Here is a 17,172-nt window from a genome sequence, read left to right as displayed (position 1 = left end):
GTGGTGGGCCGGTGAGTGGTGAGCCGGTGGATGGCGGTTTGGTGGGTGGTGGGCCGGTGCTCGGGGTGGTCGCGGCGGCGGCGGGTGGGGTCGAGCGGTGGTTCGTGGACGCCCTTGCCCGGCCGCTGGCCGACAGGGGGTGGCGGTTGGCCATCACGTTCACCCCCACCGCGGCCCGGTGGATGGAGCCCGGGGCGGAGGCGCTCCGGGCGTTGACCGGGTTGCCGGTGCGGTCGACGTCCCGCCTGCCGACCGAGCCCAAGCCCCACCCGGTGCCGGACGCGTTCGTGTTCGCGCCGGCGACCGCGAACTCGCTGGCCAAGCTCGCGTCGGGGATCGCCGACAACCAGGCGCTCACGGTGCTGTGCGAGGCGTTGGGCCGCCGCGCGCCGATGGTGGTGCTGCCGCAGGTGTCCGCCGACCAGGCGGCCCACCCCGCGTTCGAAGGCCACCTGGCGGTGTTGCGCTCCGCCGGGGTGGTGTTCGCGACCGACCCCGGGTCGGTGGTGCGTGAACTGGATCGGGTGGCGCCGCTCGTCGCATTAGGTGAAAACGGCGGTAACGGCGCAACCGGCTGAATTGACAGCCAGTCGAGACGCGTAGCAGTCTGGATTGTGTCGAAATTGTACGGCCGGGATCGTGAATGGGCTTCGGTTCTCCGCTTCCTGTCCGCGCCCGGTGGCCTGCTGGCCATCGACGGCCCGCCGTGCTCCGGAAAGACGTCCCTGTTGCGTGCGGCGGTCGCCGTCGCCCGTGATCGGGGTTACGCCGTCGTGCCCGTTTCGGGTGGCGGGTTGGCGGGATCGGCCGACGTGGCGGCGGCACTCGATCGGGTGGAGAACGATCGGGTGCCGTTGCTGATCGTGGTGGACCAGGCGCACGAGGACCCGGCGGCGCTGCTGGAGTTGGCGGCGGCGGCGTTCGGGGTGGGTGCCGGGAAGCCGGTCGTGTCGGTGCTGGTGGCGTTCTGCGGCGAGGCCGTCGAGGTGCGCGACGCCCTGAGCCGGTACGGGGAGCTGCTCCCGCTCGGGCCGCTCGACGACGACGCGGTCGAGCGGATGGTCACCGACCTGGTGGACGCGGCGCCGCACCCGGAGCTGGCTTCGTTGACGGCGGGGGCGGGCGGCAACCCGCGGCTGGTCGCCGAACTGGTGGCGGGGTTGAAGGAGGAAGGCCGGCTCGACGTGCGTGACGGCGTGGCCCGTCCGCGCGGCGGGTGGCTGCCGCGCCGGGTCGGGGCCGCGGTGCGCGGTCAGGCCGACGCGATGTCGGCGAAGGCCACCCAGGTGCTGCGGGTCGCGGCCGTGATCGGCAAGTCGTTCCTGCTCCGGGACGTGGCCGCGCTGATGGACGAGACCACCGGCGCGTTGCTGCTCGCGGTGGACGAGGTGCTGGCCTCCGGCCTGGTGGTGTGCGTCGACGAGCACCTGGAGTTCGGGTCGGACCTGGTGTGGCGGGCGGTGGTCGACTCGATGCCGGGATCGGTGCGGCACGCCCTGCGGCACGACGTGGAGGTGCTGCGCACGAGGCAGGCCGAGGTGGGCGAACCCGCCGAGGGGTGGGGGGAGGAAGAAGAGCAGCAGGGCGCGGTCGCGGTGAGCGGGGTGCGGTCGTTGGCCGCCAACGGCAAGCTCGGCTCCGCCATCGCGCTGGCGCGGCAGAGCCTGGTGGGTGGTGTGCCGGCCGGTGCGGCGGCGGAGCTGCACGTGGTGCTGGCGGGGATCCTGCTGGCGGATGGCCGGCCCGCCGACGCGGTGTCCGCGATGGAGCACGTGCTGGCCACGCCGGGCGTGCCCGCGCCGTTGCGACGGCTGGCGGCGGCCGGGCGGTTGTTGTCGCTGTACTTCGCCACGGGGAGCCGGGCAGGCGCGCACGCGTTGTCGGTGCTGACCACGCGGGACCGCGAGCCCGCGGACGCGGACGTGGTGATGGCGGCGACGGTCCACTCGTGCCTGGAGTGGAGCGCCGGGAAGATCGCCGAGGGCATGTACTGGGGCCGTGAGTCGACCCGCTGGGAGCTCGACCGGCCGACCGCGTGGTGGCAGTCGCAGTCGGCGGTGTCGTTCGCGTTGAAGCTGTCGGCGTTGGGGGAGTTCGAGCAGGCGGAGAGGTTGGTCCGGGATGGGGTGGGCCGGGGTGAGGTGGGCCGGGGTGAGGTGGGCCGGGGTGGTCCGGTGGGCGAGGGGGCGGTGGGGGGCGGGGCGGCGTGCGATGACGAAGCGGTGAACGCGGGTGCGCCGACCGCCCGGACGATCGCGCGGGCCAGGGTGCTGGTCCAGGCGGGGGAGCTGGGCCACGCGCTGGCGACGGCGCGGCGTGGGCTGTCGACCGCCCGGGACCGCGGGTTGCGGATCCTGGTGCCGCTCGCGTCGACCGTGCTGGCGACGGTGGCGTTGCACCGGGGCGACGTCGTGACGGCGGCCGAGCACGTGCGCCGGTACCGGGCGGACCTGGCGGCGGGCGAGGCGGTGCTGCACTCGGGGCAGTACGACTGGGTGGAGTTGCTGCTGGCGCACGCCCAGGGCGGGCCGGAGCGGGCCGCCGGGCTGGCGCGGGAGCGGATGGACGACCCCGGTTCGGCCCGCCGGATGCTGATCGAGGAGCCGGGAGCCGCGTCGTGGTTGGTGCGGCAGGCCTCGGCGGTGGGGGACAGCGGGCTGGCGGGCGAGGTCGTGGACGTGGCCGAGCGGTTGGCGGCCGAGAACCCGGGGTTCGAGGCGGTGTCGGTGGCGGCCGGGCACGCGCGGGCGCTGGTGGACCGGGACGCGGAGCGGTTGCTGGAGGTGGCGGAGCGGCATCGGCACCCGTGGGCGCGGGCGAACGCCAACGAGGACCTGGCGGCGGTGCTGGCCGAGGCCGGTGAGGTGGTCCGGGCTTCGGCGCACACGACGGTGGCGTCGCGGATCTTCGAGCGGATGGGGGCGGATGGGGAGTTGGCGCGGTTACGGGGTGTGGGTGTGGATGAGGGGGCCGGGGGCTCGGCGGGTGGGAGTGCGGGTGGGGGTGGGGATGGGGGTTCGGCGGAGGAGTGGCGGTTGTTGTCGGGGGCGGAGCGGGACATAGCCCGGCTGGTGGGGGTCGGGTTGACCAACCGGCAGGTGGCGAAGCAGCTGTACCTGTCGCCGCACACGGTCAACTACCACCTGCGGGGGATCTTCAGGAAGCTCGGGATCAGTTCGCGGGTGGAGTTGGCGAGGTTGGCGCACGAGCAGGAGAGTGCGGAGGGCGCGGAGGGCGCGAAGGGCGCGAAGGGCGCGAAGGGCGCGGAGAGTTCGAAGAGTTCGAAGGTGTGAGCAGGGCGGCTCGATGTGACATGGGGCCCTTACGGGCACTCCAGGCTGGCCAAAGCCGGCAGGCCCGGCGGGGTAAAGCGTTCCGCCAAGCCTGCCCGGCTTCGACCAGCCTAAAGCACCTGAACCCATGTCACATCGGGCCTTGGTGGGGATGTGGCGGTTGTGTGGTGATGGGATGTTCGGTCAGGCGCCGACGGCGTTGTGGATCGGGGTTGTGTCGGTGAGGAGGAATGTGACTTCGTCGGCGACGCGGTGGGTGTCGGTGGGTGCCACGACGGTGCAGTGGACGCCGTGGGCGGCTACTTCGACGGCCAGGCACTCCGTGTAGGCGATGGCTGCGGCGCGTGATGCGGCGTAGGCGGCGAAGCCCGATCGCGGTACGGCGATCACGTGGGCGGGCACCACGACGATCGTGCCGTTGCCCCGGTCGATCATTCTGGTGGCGACCGCGCGGGAGACGTTGAACACGCCGTCCACGTTGACCGCGAAGCAGTGCGACCAGTCGTCGTCGGTGATCGAGAGGACCGGGCCGGGGCGCAGGGCGCCCGCCATGGCGACCAGGGCGTCGATGGCGCCGAACTCGCGTTCGACCTGGTCGACGAGGGCGTCCACGGCCGCGCTGGACGTGACGTCGATCTGCCTGCCGGCGATCCGCAGGCCCTGCGCGTGGAGGCGTTCGACGAGGTCGGCGAGTCTGGCGCCGTCGCTGTCGACGGCCGCGACCAGCGCGCCCTGCCTGGCCAGCGACTCGACTACCTCGGCGCCGAGCGGTGAACAGGCTCCGGTGATCAGTGCGATCTTGTGGCGGAATTCGGCATTCATCCCCAGTGCTCCCCAGTTGCTGCCCCCGTGTGCACGTTATGGCAGGCACACCGGCTAGGGAACTACCCGCGTGAGTAGTCGGAAAGCGGAGGGTGAAATGTGGCTCCCGGGCCGGTCCGGGCAATCGCGGAAGCCTAGACTCGGCAGCCGTGGTCCACCAGCCGATGATCGCCCCGAGCATCCTGTCCGCCGATTTCGCCCGACTCGCCGACGAGGCCGCCGCCGTGCCGTCGGCCGACTGGCTGCACGTGGACGTCATGGACGCGCACTTCGTGCCCAACCTGACCATCGGGCTGCCGGTGGTGAAGTCGCTGCGCGAGGCGACCGACCTGCCGCTGGACTGCCACCTGATGATCGACGACCCGGACCGCTGGGCCATCGGGTACGCGGAGGCGGGCGCCTATAACGTGACGGTGCACGTGGAGGCGGCGCGGGATCCGGTGAAGTTGGCGAAGGACTTGCGCGCGGCGGGGGCGAAGGCGGGGTTGTCGGTGAAGCCGGGCACGCCCTTGGAGCCGTACGTGGACGTGCTGAAGCACTACGACACGTTGCTGGTCATGTCGGTGGAGCCGGGGTTCGGCGGGCAGTCGTTCATGGCCGAGGTGCTGGACAAGGTGCGGCTGGCGCGGCGGTTGGTGGACACCGGGCACCTCCGGTTGGTGGTCGAGATCGACGGCGGCATCAACGCGGACACGATCGAGCAGGCGGCGGAGGCCGGGGTGGACTGCTTCGTGGCCGGATCCGCGGTGTACGACGCGGCGGATCCCGGTGCGGCCTTGGAGCGGTTGCGCGAGCAGGCGGCGCGCGCCAGGTGACCGTGGACGAGGCGATGGCGCTGGCCGTCGCGGCGAGTGAGCGGGTGCGGGGGACGACCAGCCCGAACCCGCCGGTGGGCTGCGTGGTCCTGGACGCGGGTGGTGCGGTGGTCGGCGTCGGGGCCACCCGGCCGCCGGGTGGGCCGCACGCCGAGGTGGTGGCGTTGGCGGAGGCGGGCGGGTCGGCCCGGGGCGGCACGGCCGTGGTGACGTTGGAGCCCTGCTCCCACCACGGGCGGACGCCGCCGTGCACCGAGGCGTTGCTCGCGGCGGGGGTGGCGCGGGTGGTGTTCGCGGTGGCGGATCCGAACCCGAAGGCGGCCGGTGGGGCCGCGGTGTTGCGGGAGGCCGGCGTCCGGGTCGAGGAGGGCGTGTCGGGCGAGGTCGTGCGGCGGGGGCCGTTGCGGGCCTGGTTGCACTACGCGCGGACCGGGCGGCCCCACGTGACGTGGAAGTACGCGGCCAGCCTCGACGGGCGGGTGGCGGCGGGCGACGGCACGAGCCGGTGGATCAGCTCGGCGGAGTCGCGGGCCGAGGTGCACGAGTTCCGCGCGGTGGTGGACGCGATCGTGGTCGGCGCCGGCACGGTCCGCACGGATGACCCGAGATTGACCGCGCGGAGGACCCGTCCGGGGCAGGATGGGGTCCGACAGCCGCTGCGGGTCGTCGTCGGGACGGGCGACCTGCCCCCGGGGGCCCGTGTGCTGGACGACGAGGCGGAGACGATGCACCTGCGGACGCACGACCCGGACGTCGTGCTCGGCGCGCTGGCCGCGCGGGGCGTGGTCGACGTGCTGCTGGAGGGCGGGCCTACCCTGGCGGGTGCGTTCGTGGCGGCCGGCCGCGTCGACCGGGTGCTCGCCTACCTCGCCCCCAAGTTCCTGGGCGACGGTCCGCAGGCGTTGCGGGACGCGGGCGTGTCGACCGTCACCGACGCTGTGGGTTTGGTCGTGGAGCAGGTCAGTATGTGCGGGCCGGACGTGCGGGTTTCCGCAGTCCCCGCGCGTTGAGGAGGAACGGTGTTCACCGGGATCGTCGAGGAGTTGGGTGAGGTCGTCGCCGTCACCGACCTGCCGGACGCGGCCCGCGTCACCATCGCGGGCCCGGTGGTGACCAGCGACGCGAAGCACGGCGATTCGATCGCGGTCAACGGCGTGTGCCTCACCGTGGTGGACGTCGCCGCGGGCGCGTTCACGGCGGACGTGATGCGCGAGACGCTGACCCGCAGCAGCCTGGCCAAGGTCGCCGAGGGCGACCAGGTCAACCTGGAGCGCGCCGCCGCCGTCGGCCAGCGCCTGGGCGGCCACATCGTGCAGGGCCACGTGGACGGCACCGGCGTGGTGCTGGCCAGGGAGAAGGCCGAGCACTGGGAGATCGTCCACTTCGGACTGCCGCCGGCCCTGGCGCGGTACGTGGTGGAGAAGGGCTCGATCACCGTGGACGGCGTGTCGCTGACCGTGGTGGCCGTCTCGGAGGACCAGTTCTCGGTGAGCCTGATCCCGACCACGTTGGAGCTCACCACCCTCGGCCGGCGTGCGCCGGGCGACCACGTCAACCTGGAGGTGGACGTGCTCGCGAAGTACGTCGAGCGGCTCGCGCTGCCCCACCTGCGCGCCGAGGAGGCCCGGTGAAGGACTTCGCCGACATCGAGCGGGCCATCGCGGAGATCGCCGCGGGCAGGCCCGTCGTCGTCGTGGACGACGAGGACCGCGAGAACGAGGGCGACCTGATCTTCGCGGCGGAGAAGGCCACCCCGGAGCTGGTGGCGTTCACCATGGCCGAGTGCCGCGGCCTGCTGTGCACGCCGATGGAGCCCGAGGCGCTGGACCGGCTGGGCATCGACCTGATGGTCGGGAACAACACGGAGCGGATGGGCACGGCGTTCACCGTGTCGGTCGACGCCCGCGAGGGCGTCACCACCGGCATCTCCGCCGCCGACCGCGCGCGCACGATCCGGCTGCTGGCCGACCCCGCGACGACCGCGCACGACGTGGTGCGCCCCGGGCACGTGTTCCCGCTGCGCGCCAAGGAGGGTGGCGTGCTGCGGCGCGCGGGCCACACCGAGGCGGCGATCGACCTGGCCCGGATGGCGGGCCTGCGCCCGGCCGGCGCGATCTGCGAGATCGCCAACGCCGACGGCACCATGGCCCGGCGTGACGACCTGGAGCTGTTCGTCCGCAAGCACGACCTGGTGCTGATCACCATCGCCGACCTGATCGCCTACCGGCGGCGGGTGGAGACGCAGGTGGAGCGGGTCGCCGAGGCGCGCATCCCGACCGCGCACGGCACGTTCACCGCGGTCGGCTACGACAGCAAGCTCGACGGCATCGAGCACATCGCGATGGTCTACGGCGACCTCGGCGACGGCGAGGACGTGCTGGTCCGGGTGCACTCGGAGTGCCTGACCGGCGACGTGTTCGGCTCGCTGCGCTGCGACTGCGGCCCGCAGCTGGACGCGGCGCTGGAGGCGGTGGCCGCGCAGGGCCGCGGCGTCGTGCTCTACATGCGCGGGCACGAGGGCCGCGGCATCGGCCTGATGCACAAGTTGCAGGCCTACCAGTTGCAGGACCGGGGCGCGGACACGGTGGACGCGAACCTGGGCCTCGGGCTGCCCGCCGACGCCCGCGACTACGGCACCGGCGCGCAGATCCTGAGCTCGCTGGGCATCAAGTCGATGCGGCTGCTGACCAACAACCCGGCCAAGCGGGTCGGGTTGGAGGGCTACGGGCTGACCGTGCTCGACCGGGTGCCGCTGCCGATCTCGCCCAACCCGGAGAACCTGCGGTACCTGCGCACCAAGCGCGATCGGATGGGGCACGAGCTGCACCAGCTCGAGCAGTACGAGGCGCTGTCCCAGGGCGGCGCGGTGGTGTCCACCACGGAGGGAGCGGAATGAGCGGCGAAGGGCGACCCGAGGACGCCGTCCCCGACGCAGCGGGGCTGACGCTGGGCGTCGTGGCCACGCGCTGGCACACGAAGATCACCGACAACCTGGTCGAGCGGGCGCTGGCCGCGGCGGCGCGGGCCGGTGTCCCGTCGCCGACGGTGGTGCGGGTGGCGGGCGCGGTGGAGCTGCCGGTGGTGGCGCAGGAACTGGCCCGCACGCACGACGCGGTGGTGGCGCTGGGCGTGGTGATCCGGGGCGGCACGCCGCACTTCGAGTACGTGTGCGACGCCCTGACCGCCGGGCTGACCCGGGTGGCGCTGGACGAGTCCACGCCGGTCGGCAACGGTGTGCTGACCACCGACGACGAGGACCAGGCGCTGGCCCGCGCCGGGTTCCCGGACTCGGCGGAGGACAAGGGGTTCGAGGCGTGCATGGCGGCGTTGGGCACGGCCCTCGTGCTGCGCGGGCTGCGAGCGGGCTCGTGAGGACCGCCGTGGCCGCCGACGTGATCGAGTTCCGCCCGAAGAGGATCCGCGTGGTCGCCTGGGCCAGCGCGGTGTTCCTGGTCGCGGTGTTCACCGTGGTCGGGTTGCTGCTGGGCGACACGCCGACCGGCGTGATCTTCCGGACGTCCGACCAGGTGGCGATGATCTTCCTGGGCGTGCTGCTGGCGTGCGGCATGCTGCTGCTGGCCAGGCCGCGGGTGCGGGCCGACGCCGAGGGCGTCGAGGTGCGCAACGTGGTGACCGCGCACCGCTTCGCCTGGCCGGAGGTGCTGCACGTGTCGTTCCCGGACGGCGCGTCGTGGGCGCGTTTGGAGCTGCCGGACGACGAGTACGTGTCGATCATGGCCGTCCAGGCGGTGGACCGGGACCACGCCGTCGCCGCCGTCCGCGCCCTCCGCGACCTGCACAGAGCCGCCCTCAACTGATCACCCCCACGCGCGAGTCCTACGTTCAGGACGCGTGAGTCCTACGTTCAGGACCCCTGAGTTCACCGTTCGCGTACCCGGTCGGGAGTGCCGGCGTAAGCGCTGATCGTCGTGGTGCCGTTGGCCGACGGGTGTCCCCCAACGGCACCCTTGTAGGGGATCGGGCCCCTGCCTAGGTTCGGGTGATCTACGAGCTTGGGGGTCCGCACATGCGCAGACGTTCACTCCTGACCGGTGCCGCGGCCGTGGCGGGCGCGGTGACGCTCGGCTTGAACCCGGCGGCACGGGCGCAGCGGCCCGGCGCGTCCGACGGGCCCGACCTGCTCCTCGGCGACTACCCGGTGGTGGGCCGGGTGCGGTCGCGCAAGGCGATGGAGCACCTGCGGGTGCTCAGCGAGCGGATCGGTCAGCGCATCGGCGGCACGGAGTCCGAGCACCGGGCCCGCGACTACCTCGCCTCCGTGCTGCGGGACCTGCGCTACCAGGTGACGGTGCAGCCGTTCGCGGTGCCGGACAAGTACCTGTCCACGCTGACCGTCGGGCCCGACACGTGGCACGCGGGCGCGTCGCGCTTCGGCGCGCTGGGCGTGACCGCGAGCGGCCCGGTGGTGGACCTGGACACCGGCGCGTCCCTGCCCGCCGACCTGACCGGGAAGGTCGCGCTGCTGGTGAACGTGCCCACCGGCTCCACGGCGGTGCTGGACGCGGCACGGCTGGGCGCGGCGGCCGTGCTGGTCGGCCGGGTGTCGACGCCGCCGGCGGGCAAGACCGGCGCGTTCTCCCCGACGTTGACCGCGAACGTCGCCGTGCCGGTGCTGGGCGTCGCCCAGGTGCACGTGGAGCGGCTGCGGGCGGCGGGCGCCGTCGCGGTGACCGTCTCCACCACCCACCTCGCGGGCCTGACCTCGCACAACGTCATCGCCGAACGGCCGGCGACGTTCCCCGGCCGCGACGCGGGCGTGGTCATGGTGACCGCCCACTACGACAGCGTGCCCGGCTCGCCCGGCGCGAACGACGACGGCAGCGGCACGGTGCTGACCCTCGAACTGGCCCGCGTGCTGCGGCACCTGCCGACCCACAAGGCGCTGCGGTTCGCGCTGTGGGGCTCGGAGGAGCAGGGCCTGCTCGGCTCCCGCCACTACGTGAACCAGTTGGCCGACGCGGACGCGGCGCGCATCGCGGGCGTCTTCCAGAACGACATGGTCGCCACCAGCCACGGCCCGGCCACCGCGTACTGGCTGCTCTCGGTGGACGGCGGCGACAACGCCACGACCGCGCAGGTCGCGGCGGCCGCGGCCCGCCTGGGCTACGGCGCGCAGGCGCACGGCCCGGTGCCGCGCGGCAGCAGCGACCACGTGCCGTTCCACGAGCGCGGGATCGCGGCGGCGAACTTCAGCTGGCGCGGCGAGGGCGGCCCGCACGAGCTGGAACCGCTCTACCACACCCCCGAGGACACGATCGCGCAGAACGTGAGCCCGGACCGCCTGCAGATCTCGCTGGAGCTGATCGGCGCGGCCGCCTACCGCCTGGCCTGCGCCCGGGACTAGCGATCAGGTGTCGCCGGCCGCGCGCAGCAGGCGTCCGGCGGTGGCCCGGAGGTGCTGCCTCAGCTCCTCCGGGCCCTCGACCTCGAAGTCGACGCCGATCATCGCGATCCACGGGCCGACGTCCTCCAACGACGGCGTGCCGACCGTCAGCCGGGTCCGCTCGTCGTCGATCCGCTCCAGGTGCACCGAGCCGTACGAGGTGCGCGCCGCGACCACGTCGTACGGCGCGTGCATGATCAGCCGGGCCTCGTGCGGGTACGGCGCGACGGACAGCTGCCGCGCCACGTACGACGCCAGGTCCTCCGCCGGCGGCTCGCGCGGGGTGAAGCGGGCGCCCGGCGTCGGCTCCTCCTCGATCCGGTCCACCCGGAACGTGCGCCAGTCCTCCTTGTCCACGTCCCACGCCACCAGGTACCACCGCCGCCCGGTGTGGGCCAGGCCGAACGGCTCCACGTGCCGGCGGGTGCCGCCGTCGCGCCCGGCGTAGGGGAACCGCAGCCGCTGGTGGTCGCGGCACGCGATGGCGATCGCGGTCAACGTGCCCGGGTCGACCTGCGCCCCGCGCGTCGGCAGCGCGACGGTGTGCGCCTGGAGCGCGTTCACCCGCCGCCGCAGCCGGGACGGCAGCACCTGCTCCAGCTTGGCCAGCGCCCGCACGGACGTCTCCTCGATGCCCGCCACGCTGCCGTTGGCCGCCGTGCGCAACCCCACGGCGACCGCCACGGCCTCGTCGTCGTCCAGCAGCAACGGCGGCAGCTCGGCGCCCGCGCCCAGCTGGTAGCCGCCCGACACGCCCGGCGCGGCGTTGACCGGGTAGCCGAGGGTGCGCAGCTTGTCGACGTCGCGCCGCACGGTCCGGACGTCGACGCCGAGCCGGTGCGCGAGGTCCGATCCGGTCCAGTCGCGGCGCACCTGCAACAACGACAGCAGCTTGAGCAGACGGGCCGAGGTCTCCAGCATGAGCCGCAGTCTGCCGGCCAACGCGGACAGCTCCTGTCCGCGTCCTAGCCGCGTCGTGCGCCTTCCGGCCAGACGACCACCACCGGCACGCCCGACGCGCGCGCCGTCTCCACGACGTCCGCCGTGCCGCCGCGCCCGTCCGGGGGCAGGCCGTCCCACACGGCGATCAGCAGCTCCACCGACGCGAGCATCCGCTCGTTCGCCATCACGTACGCGTGCCGGCCCGACAGCTCGTTCGGCAGCACGCTGACCACGTGCGCCCGCGCCAGCAGCTCGTCGTAGTCGGCCCGCTTCTCCGGCTTCAGCTTGTCCCGGTAGTCCATCGCGGGCAGCACGACCTCGACCCGGCCGCCCAGCTCCAGCACCGCGCGCGCGAACAACTGGTCCGCGCCCGGCGCCAGGCAGGTCACCCCGACCAAGGATGACCCGCCCGCCGCCTCGGCCTCCAACGCCGCGCGGATGGCTTCGCGCACGGCGTCGACGCAATCGGGCGCCAGCTTGCTGTGCCCGGTGATCCCCACCCGCATCACTAGGCCGTCCGGACCCCGCGGATCGCCTCACGGGTGTCGCGCACGACCGCCAGGTCGCGGTGCCGCTCGGCCTCCTTGGCGAAGTCCTGGAGCTTGCGCACCACCCGCCCGGACGCCAGGCCCACCGCCGTCGGCAGCACCTGCTGGATCAGCCCGCACGCCTCCTCGGGCTCGCCCGCCACCATCTTCGTGCGGGCCAGCCCGATGACGTCGAACGCCCGGTTGCGCACCCTGGCCGGGTCGCGCAGGTCGAGCGCCCGCCGGATGTGCTGCTCCGCCATCGGCGCCTGCTTCGGGTCGTGCCCGGCCAGGTCGCGCATCCGGGCCCCGATGACCCCCTCCAGCTCCGCCTCGTCGAACGAGTCCAGCCACCACGGGTCCGAACCGGGCCGCCGCTGCGCGAAGCTGTCCTGCGCCTGCCCGACCGCCCGGTGGAACTCCCGCACCCGACCCATCTGCGCGTAGGCCCACGCCTCACGGGTCAGCAGGAGCGCCTGCAACGTCGGGGTGGCGTTGCGCCGCGTGCCGTACTGGCCCAGCTGGACCAGCTCCAGACCGTCCTCGGGACGGCCCAGGTCGAACATCTGCCGGGCCATCGCCGCCAGGCACAGGGCGGCGAACGGGTCGTTGCGCCCGGCCTTCGCCATGCGCACCCCGAGCACGTAGTACCGCTGCGCGGCGTCGTGCATGCCCGCGTCCCAGGACATGCTCGCCGCCACCTTGGACAGCTCGGCCCCGATGAAGAAGGCCCGTTCCGTGGTCGGGCCCGCCGGCGCCCGCGACAACCGCTCGGCCAGTTCCTCCAACTGCCCGAGCACCGCCTTGCGCGCCAACCCGTACCCGCCCCGGCCACCCCACCCGCGCAGCCCGTCGGCGACGCGTTGCAGCGCCGCCAGCTCCTCCTCGCTGATCGCCGCGCTGGACGACCACTTGGAGAGGGGCTGCAAGGGGTGCAGCCACCGCTGCAACGGTTCGACCAGTGCGGGACCCATCGCCACCGCGGCGGCTCCGGTGAGCGCCGCTCGTCTGCTGATCGCCAAGTCGTTCCTCGCCGTCTCCTCGACCGATCTGGCAATGCTCGACGCGTCCCACGCCGCGGCGAGCACATCGGGCGGGGCGCCGCGATCGGCGTCCGCCTGGCTTGGGATTCCGACGCGGTCGAACCACAGTCGGTCGGCCGGGACGCCGAGCGCCCTGGCGAAGTGGCGCAGCCGGTCGATCCGGTCGATCGGGTTCTCACCGGTCTCGTACCGCGACAGCTGCGCCTGGGAGATCCCCAGCCAGGACGCCATGCGGTCTTGGGTGACGCGACTGACGTGCTGGGGGTGGTGCCGGTAGGCGGCGAGGAGGGCGCCCATGTCCCGGTCGGAGAACGCGGCGGCCATCGCCTCGTGGTCCCAGAAGTCCCCGGGTACCCCGGGTGGTCCGTAGAGCTCGGTCCGCGCGTTGCGGCGACAACGCTGGCAGAGCCGGTCGGTGTTGTCGGCGGCGATCAGCGCCCCGCACGTCGGGCATGCGCGCCTGGTACTGGCTGCTCTTCGAGCTTTCCGTTCCATGGCTCGCTCCCGTCACTGAGCGTGGTCACCAGTGTATAGAGATGTGATCAGGAGTCCATGCATTTCGTGCATAAGGCGGGGTGGGCCCCCGGCCGGGGACCCCGTGACGCCGGGTGGTGGATGGCGGTGATCCGCCCGGTGCATGGATCCGACCCGACAACGGTGTGGTGAAACGCCCGGACCGGGTCGACGCTTCGTGGTGTGCCAGTGCCGGGACGACCCCCGCGGCCCGCGCACGCCGCCCACTCCACCCGACCGGGGAGGGACCTCCGCCGATGAGCATCACCGCCGCCACCACCGCCGACAACGGCCCGCGATACGGACCACGCGACCGCGCGCACCAGCAGGCACTCGGCGAGGCGATCGCGGGCTACCGGCTGCTGGGCTGGAAGGTGTCCGTCACCGAGCAGGGCGTCTTCCTGCCGCTCGGACCCGCCACCACCGCCCTGGCCATGCCCGCCCGCATCGGCTCCCGCGTCCTGGCCGACCTCAAGGCCAGGATGCTCGCCGGTCCCGTCACCGTCATCCCCGGGCCCCGGGAGCACTGGATCTTCCTCGCCGAGCTGGTCGCCCTGCTGCCCACGCACCTGAAGGCGCCCGCCGAGGTCCAGTTCGTCCGCTCGCCGCAGCGCATCGCGCTGCCGCCGACGATGACCCGCTACGGGTCGCTGAGGTGGGCGAACCCGCCGTCGCACTCCCGGCACTGGTTCCCGCCGTTCACGGCGGTGCTGGCGCTGGCCCGGACGGCGGTGACGAAGGACCGGTAGGCGAGGATGGGCGGGTGGACCGACGGACGTTGCTGTGCGGCCTGCTCGCCCTGACCGCGGGCGTGCCGGCGACCGCCTGCGGCACGGGCGAGCCGACGCGCCGGCCGGGCGTCGGCTCGGCCCGCGCGGGTGACCGCCTAGCCGGGCTCGCCGACGTCCCGGTGGGCTCCGGCGCACTGGTCGACGTCGGCGGCGACGGCCAGTTGCTGCTGGTCAGGCCGTCGGAGTCGGAGGTGCGGGCGTTCAACCCGGCCTGTCCGCACCAGGGCACGACGGTCAACCCGCCCGCCGCCGGCACGATCAGCTGCCCCACGCACCGCAGCGCGTTCGACCCGGCGACGGGCGCGGTGCTGGCCGGCCCGTCGCCGCGCGGGCTGGCCGAGGTGGCGGTCGCGGTGTCCGGTCCGGACGTGGTGCTTTCCTGAAGAACCGTCCCAAGTGGTGGAAGTGTTGAACCCCGCTTCACGTGCTGTCGTATTGCGTGTACCGGACGACTACCCACCACCACTTAGCGGAGGACCTGCGTTGAGCTCCTTGGAGAAGACAGGACTGTCCCGTCGCTCGATGCTGTGCGGCGTGCTGGTCGCGCTGGCGGTCCCGGGCGGCCTGGCCGCGTGCGGCAGCGGGACCACCCCGAGCGGCGCCGGCACCACCGGCGGCACGGCCCCCGGCGGCACCACCCCGGCCGGCCCCCCGATCATCGCGGCGCTGGCCGACGTGCCCGAGGGCGGCGGGATGATCGCCGGCAACCCGGCCAACGGCAAGCCGCTCGTGCTGGTGCGCACCGGCGAGACGGTCAAGGCCTACGACGCCACCTGCCCGCACCAGGGCACCGCCGTGTCGCCGCCGGAGGGCGGCGTGATCACGTGCCCGAACCACGGCAGCACCTTCAACGCCGCGGACGGCGCGGTGACCAAGGGCCCGGCCACGAAGGGCCTGGCGGAGGTGCCGGTGAAGGTGGAGGCCGGCCAGGTCGTGCCCGCCTGACCTGCCGCCCGGCCGGGCCGCCCCCCGGCCGGGGAACCGGTAGCAGACCTGGCCGGCCCGGCGCGGGGTCGGCCACGGCGAGGCTGTCGGTGCTCCCACGTACGCTTTGCCTGTGGCCGATCCGTCGACCTATCGCCCTGCGACAGGCACCATCCCCGAAGCCCCCGGCGTCTACAAGTTCCGCGACGCCGGCGGTCGCGTGGTGTACGTCGGCAAGGCCAAGAGCCTGCGCCAACGCCTGAACTCCTACTTCGCCGACATCACCGGCCTGCACCCGCGCACCCGGCAGATGGTGACCACCGCCGCGAGCGTCGAGTGGACCGTCGTCGGCACCGAGGTCGAGGCCCTCCAGCTGGAGTACAACTGGATCAAGGAGTTCGACCCGCGCTTCAACGTCCGCTACCGCGACGACAAGTCGTACCCGGTCCTGGCCGTGACGTTGCACGAGGAGTTCCCCCGCCTGCACGTCTACCGCGGCCCGCGCCGCAAGGGCGTGCGCTACTTCGGCCCGTACGCGCACGCCTGGGCGATCCGCGAGACGCTGGACCTGCTGCTGCGCGTCTTCCCGGCGCGCACCTGCTCGGCCGGCGTGTTCAAGCGCCACGGCCAGATGGGCCGCCCCTGCCTGCTCGGCTACATCGACAAGTGCTCCGCGCCGTGCGTGGGCCGGGTCAGCCCGGACGAGCACCGCGACATCGTCGAGGACTTCTGCGACTTCCTGGCCGGCCGGACGGACTCGATGGTGCGCCGCCTCGAACGCGAGATGATGGCCGCCGCGGAGGAGCTGGAGTTCGAGAAGGCGGCCCGCCTGCGCGACGACCAGGCCGCCCTCAAGCGGGCGCTGGAGAAGCAGGCCGTCGTCCTCGGCGACGGCACGGACGCCGACGTGGTCGCGTTCGCGCAGGACGATCTGGAGGTGTCGGTCCAGGTCTTCCACGTGCGCGGCGGCCGGGTGCGCGGCCAGCGCGGCTGGGTGGTCGACAAGGTCGACGAGAGCGGCGTGACCGGCCTGGTGGACCAGTTCGTCACCCAGTTCTACGGCGAGCAGGCCGAGTCGGCGCGGGCCGGTGGCGTGGAGTCGGCGCCGGTGCCGCGCGAGGTGCTGGTGCCGGAGCTGCCCGACGACGCCGAGGCGGTCGAGAAGTGGCTGTCGGCCCTGCGCGGCAGCCGGGTCGCCCTGCGGGTGCCGCAGCGCGGTGACAAGCGGGCGCTCATGGAGACCGTGGAGCGCAACGCCAAGGAGGCGTTCCAGCAGCACAAGCTGCGCCGCGCCGGCGACCTGACGGCCCGCTCCGCGGCGTTGCAGGAGCTCCAGGAGGCGCTGGGCCTGGACACGGCGCCGCTGCGGATCGAGTGCACCGACATCAGCCACGTGCAGGGCACGGACGTGGTGGCGTCGCTGGTGGTGTTCGAGGACGGCCTGGCGCGCAAGTCCGAGTACCGCCGGTTCGCCGTGCGGGAGGGCGCCGAGCAGGGCGACGTCGGCTCGATCGCCGAGGTGGTGCGGCGGCGGTTCCAGGCCTACCTGCGCGACAACAAGGACACCGGTGGCGCGACGCCCGGCATCGACCCGGAGACGGGCAAGCCGCGCAGGTTCGCGTACGCGCCGAACCTGCTGGTGGTGGACGGCGGCGCGCCGCAGGCGCAGGTAGCCTCCGACGTCTTGGCGGAGCTGGGCATCACCGACGTCGCCGTGGTCGGCCTGGCGAAGCGGCTGGAGGAGGTGTGGGTGCCCGGCGAGCCGGACCCGGTGATCCTGCCCCGCACCAGCGAGGCCCTGTACCTGCTGCAACGGGTGCGCGACGAGGCGCACCGGTTCGCCATCGCCTACCACCGGCAGAAGCGGTCCAAGCGGATGACGGCCTCGGCGCTGGACGACGTCCCGGGGCTGGGTCAGACGCGCAAGGCCGCGTTGTTGAAGCACTTCGGCTCGCTGAAGAAGTTGCGCGAGGCGAGCGTCGAGGAGATCAGCGGTGTGCCCGGAGTGGGCCGGCGCACCGCGGAGGCCGTGCACGCGACGTTGGGCACGGCGGGCACCGAAGGGGAGCGAACGTGAGCGCACCGGCCGGCGAGAAGT

17 protein-coding genes are annotated in these 17,172 nt (G+C 73.4%); 13 read left to right on the top strand and 4 right to left on the bottom strand.

From position 1 onward, the window contains the following. The first annotated feature begins 26 nt into the window (after positions 1–26). A complete protein-coding gene (locus tag ACQPYE_RS30140) occupies positions 27–578 on the top strand; it encodes a flavoprotein (protein ID WP_498716228.1) in 552 nt (183 codons plus the stop codon). 36 nt (positions 579–614) lie between these two features. Further along, positions 615–3,293 (top strand): helix-turn-helix transcriptional regulator, encoded by a 2,679-nt coding sequence (locus ACQPYE_RS30135; protein ID WP_498716226.1) that lies wholly within the window; start codon positions 615–617, stop codon positions 3,291–3,293. Between the two features lie 183 nt (positions 3,294–3,476). Here the strand turns inward: ACQPYE_RS30135 and ACQPYE_RS30130 are convergent, their stop codons facing one another. Then, positions 3,477–4,115 (bottom strand): SDR family NAD(P)-dependent oxidoreductase, encoded by a 639-nt coding sequence (locus ACQPYE_RS30130; protein ID WP_498716225.1) that lies wholly within the window; start codon positions 4,113–4,115, stop codon positions 3,477–3,479. A 164-nt stretch (positions 4,116–4,279) separates the two neighbouring features. Here ACQPYE_RS30130 and rpe point away from each other — a divergent pair, with 164 nt between their 5' ends. From rpe to ACQPYE_RS30095, 7 genes are all read left to right on the top strand, one after another. Beyond that, positions 4,280–4,930 (top strand): ribulose-phosphate 3-epimerase, encoded by a 651-nt coding sequence (gene rpe / locus ACQPYE_RS30125; protein ID WP_498723013.1) that lies wholly within the window; start codon positions 4,280–4,282, stop codon positions 4,928–4,930. Positions 4,931–4,944: 14 nt separating this feature from the next. After that, the gene (gene ribD, locus ACQPYE_RS30120; RefSeq protein WP_498723012.1) at positions 4,945–5,940 is read left to right on the top strand and encodes a bifunctional diaminohydroxyphosphoribosylaminopyrimidine deaminase/5-amino-6-(5-phosphoribosylamino)uracil reductase RibD; all 996 of its coding nucleotides are present in this window, start codon (positions 4,945–4,947) and stop codon (positions 5,938–5,940) included. A gap of 9 nt (positions 5,941–5,949) precedes the next feature. Then, entirely contained in the window at positions 5,950–6,561 is a 612-nt protein-coding gene (locus ACQPYE_RS30115; protein WP_498716223.1) for a riboflavin synthase, read from the top strand. Next, positions 6,558–7,826: a bifunctional 3,4-dihydroxy-2-butanone-4-phosphate synthase/GTP cyclohydrolase II gene (locus tag ACQPYE_RS30110; RefSeq protein WP_498716221.1), complete on the top strand. Its 1,269-nt coding sequence runs from the start codon at positions 6,558–6,560 to the stop codon at positions 7,824–7,826. The genes ACQPYE_RS30115 and ACQPYE_RS30110 overlap by 4 nt, the downstream gene beginning before the upstream one ends. Further along, positions 7,823–8,302 carry a 6,7-dimethyl-8-ribityllumazine synthase gene (ribH, locus tag ACQPYE_RS30105; protein ID WP_498716220.1) on the top strand — a complete coding sequence of 160 codons (480 nt, stop codon included), beginning with the start codon at positions 7,823–7,825 and terminating at the stop codon, positions 8,300–8,302. The genes ACQPYE_RS30110 and ribH overlap by 4 nt, the downstream gene beginning before the upstream one ends. Beyond that, on the top strand, positions 8,299–8,748 hold the full coding sequence (locus ACQPYE_RS30100) for a PH domain-containing protein (RefSeq protein ID WP_498716218.1): 450 nt from the start codon (positions 8,299–8,301) through the stop codon (positions 8,746–8,748). The genes ribH and ACQPYE_RS30100 overlap by 4 nt, the downstream gene beginning before the upstream one ends. Before the next feature lie 209 nt (positions 8,749–8,957). Then, positions 8,958–10,295: a M28 family peptidase gene (locus ACQPYE_RS30095; RefSeq protein WP_498716215.1), complete on the top strand. Its 1,338-nt coding sequence runs from the start codon at positions 8,958–8,960 to the stop codon at positions 10,293–10,295. Between the two features lie 3 nt (positions 10,296–10,298). On the opposite strand, the gene ACQPYE_RS30090 is transcribed toward ACQPYE_RS30095, so the two are convergent. The 3 genes from ACQPYE_RS30090 to ACQPYE_RS30080 are packed head-to-tail and all read right to left on the bottom strand — an operon-like array spanning position 10,299 to position 13,341. After that, entirely contained in the window at positions 10,299–11,255 is a 957-nt protein-coding gene (locus ACQPYE_RS30090; RefSeq protein WP_498716213.1) for a helix-turn-helix transcriptional regulator, read from the bottom strand. Positions 11,256–11,299: 44 nt separating this feature from the next. After that, complete coding sequence (locus ACQPYE_RS30085; protein ID WP_498716212.1) at positions 11,300–11,782, bottom strand: hypothetical protein; 483 nt, start codon at positions 11,780–11,782, stop codon at positions 11,300–11,302. 2 nt (positions 11,783–11,784) lie between these two features. Beyond that, positions 11,785–13,341, bottom strand: a complete 1,557-nt coding sequence (locus tag ACQPYE_RS30080) for a helix-turn-helix domain-containing protein (RefSeq protein WP_498716210.1) — start codon at positions 13,339–13,341, stop codon at positions 11,785–11,787. A 275-nt stretch (positions 13,342–13,616) separates the two neighbouring features. Here ACQPYE_RS30080 and ACQPYE_RS30075 point away from each other — a divergent pair, with 275 nt between their 5' ends. From ACQPYE_RS30075 to uvrC, 4 genes are all read left to right on the top strand, one after another. Continuing rightward, complete coding sequence (locus ACQPYE_RS30075; RefSeq protein ID WP_498716208.1) at positions 13,617–14,108, top strand: hypothetical protein; 492 nt, start codon at positions 13,617–13,619, stop codon at positions 14,106–14,108. A gap of 14 nt (positions 14,109–14,122) precedes the next feature. After that, on the top strand, positions 14,123–14,533 hold the full coding sequence (locus ACQPYE_RS30070) for a Rieske (2Fe-2S) protein (protein ID WP_498716206.1): 411 nt from the start codon (positions 14,123–14,125) through the stop codon (positions 14,531–14,533). A gap of 100 nt (positions 14,534–14,633) precedes the next feature. Then, the gene (locus ACQPYE_RS30065; RefSeq protein ID WP_498716204.1) at positions 14,634–15,095 is read left to right on the top strand and encodes a Rieske (2Fe-2S) protein; all 462 of its coding nucleotides are present in this window, start codon (positions 14,634–14,636) and stop codon (positions 15,093–15,095) included. 112 nt (positions 15,096–15,207) lie between these two features. Next, positions 15,208–17,151 (top strand): excinuclease ABC subunit UvrC, encoded by a 1,944-nt coding sequence (uvrC, locus tag ACQPYE_RS30060; protein ID WP_498716202.1) that lies wholly within the window; start codon positions 15,208–15,210, stop codon positions 17,149–17,151. The last annotated feature ends 21 nt before the right edge of the window (positions 17,152–17,172 follow it).

Origin of the sequence: Actinosynnema sp. CA-299493 (assembly GCF_050946825.1) — a bacterium.
GTDB lineage: Bacteria > Actinomycetota > Actinomycetes > Mycobacteriales > Pseudonocardiaceae > Actinosynnema.
Note: the sequence above shows the minus strand (reverse complement) of the source record. Positions and strands in the feature narration are given on the sequence as shown.

Bases quoted from the DNA above. Each gene is read 5' to 3' on its own strand.
- ACQPYE_RS30130 (WP_498716225.1), bottom strand. From the start codon at position 4,115: ATGAATGCCGAATTCCGCCACAAGATCGCACTGATCACCGGAGCCTGT.
- ribD (WP_498723012.1), top strand. From the start codon at position 4,945: ATGGCGCTGGCCGTCGCGGCGAGTGAGCGGGTGCGGGGGACGACCAGC.
- rpe (WP_498723013.1), top strand. From the start codon at position 4,280: ATGATCGCCCCGAGCATCCTGTCCGCCGATTTCGCCCGACTCGCCGAC.
- ribH (WP_498716220.1), top strand. From the start codon at position 7,823: ATGAGCGGCGAAGGGCGACCCGAGGACGCCGTCCCCGACGCAGCGGGG.
- ACQPYE_RS30095 (WP_498716215.1), top strand. From the start codon at position 8,958: ATGCGCAGACGTTCACTCCTGACCGGTGCCGCGGCCGTGGCGGGCGCG.
- ACQPYE_RS30090 (WP_498716213.1), bottom strand. From the start codon at position 11,255: ATGCTGGAGACCTCGGCCCGTCTGCTCAAGCTGCTGTCGTTGTTGCAG.
- ACQPYE_RS30085 (WP_498716212.1), bottom strand. From the start codon at position 11,782: ATGCGGGTGGGGATCACCGGGCACAGCAAGCTGGCGCCCGATTGCGTC.
- ACQPYE_RS30080 (WP_498716210.1), bottom strand. From the start codon at position 13,341: ATGGAACGGAAAGCTCGAAGAGCAGCCAGTACCAGGCGCGCATGCCCG.
- ACQPYE_RS30075 (WP_498716208.1), top strand. From the start codon at position 13,617: ATGAGCATCACCGCCGCCACCACCGCCGACAACGGCCCGCGATACGGA.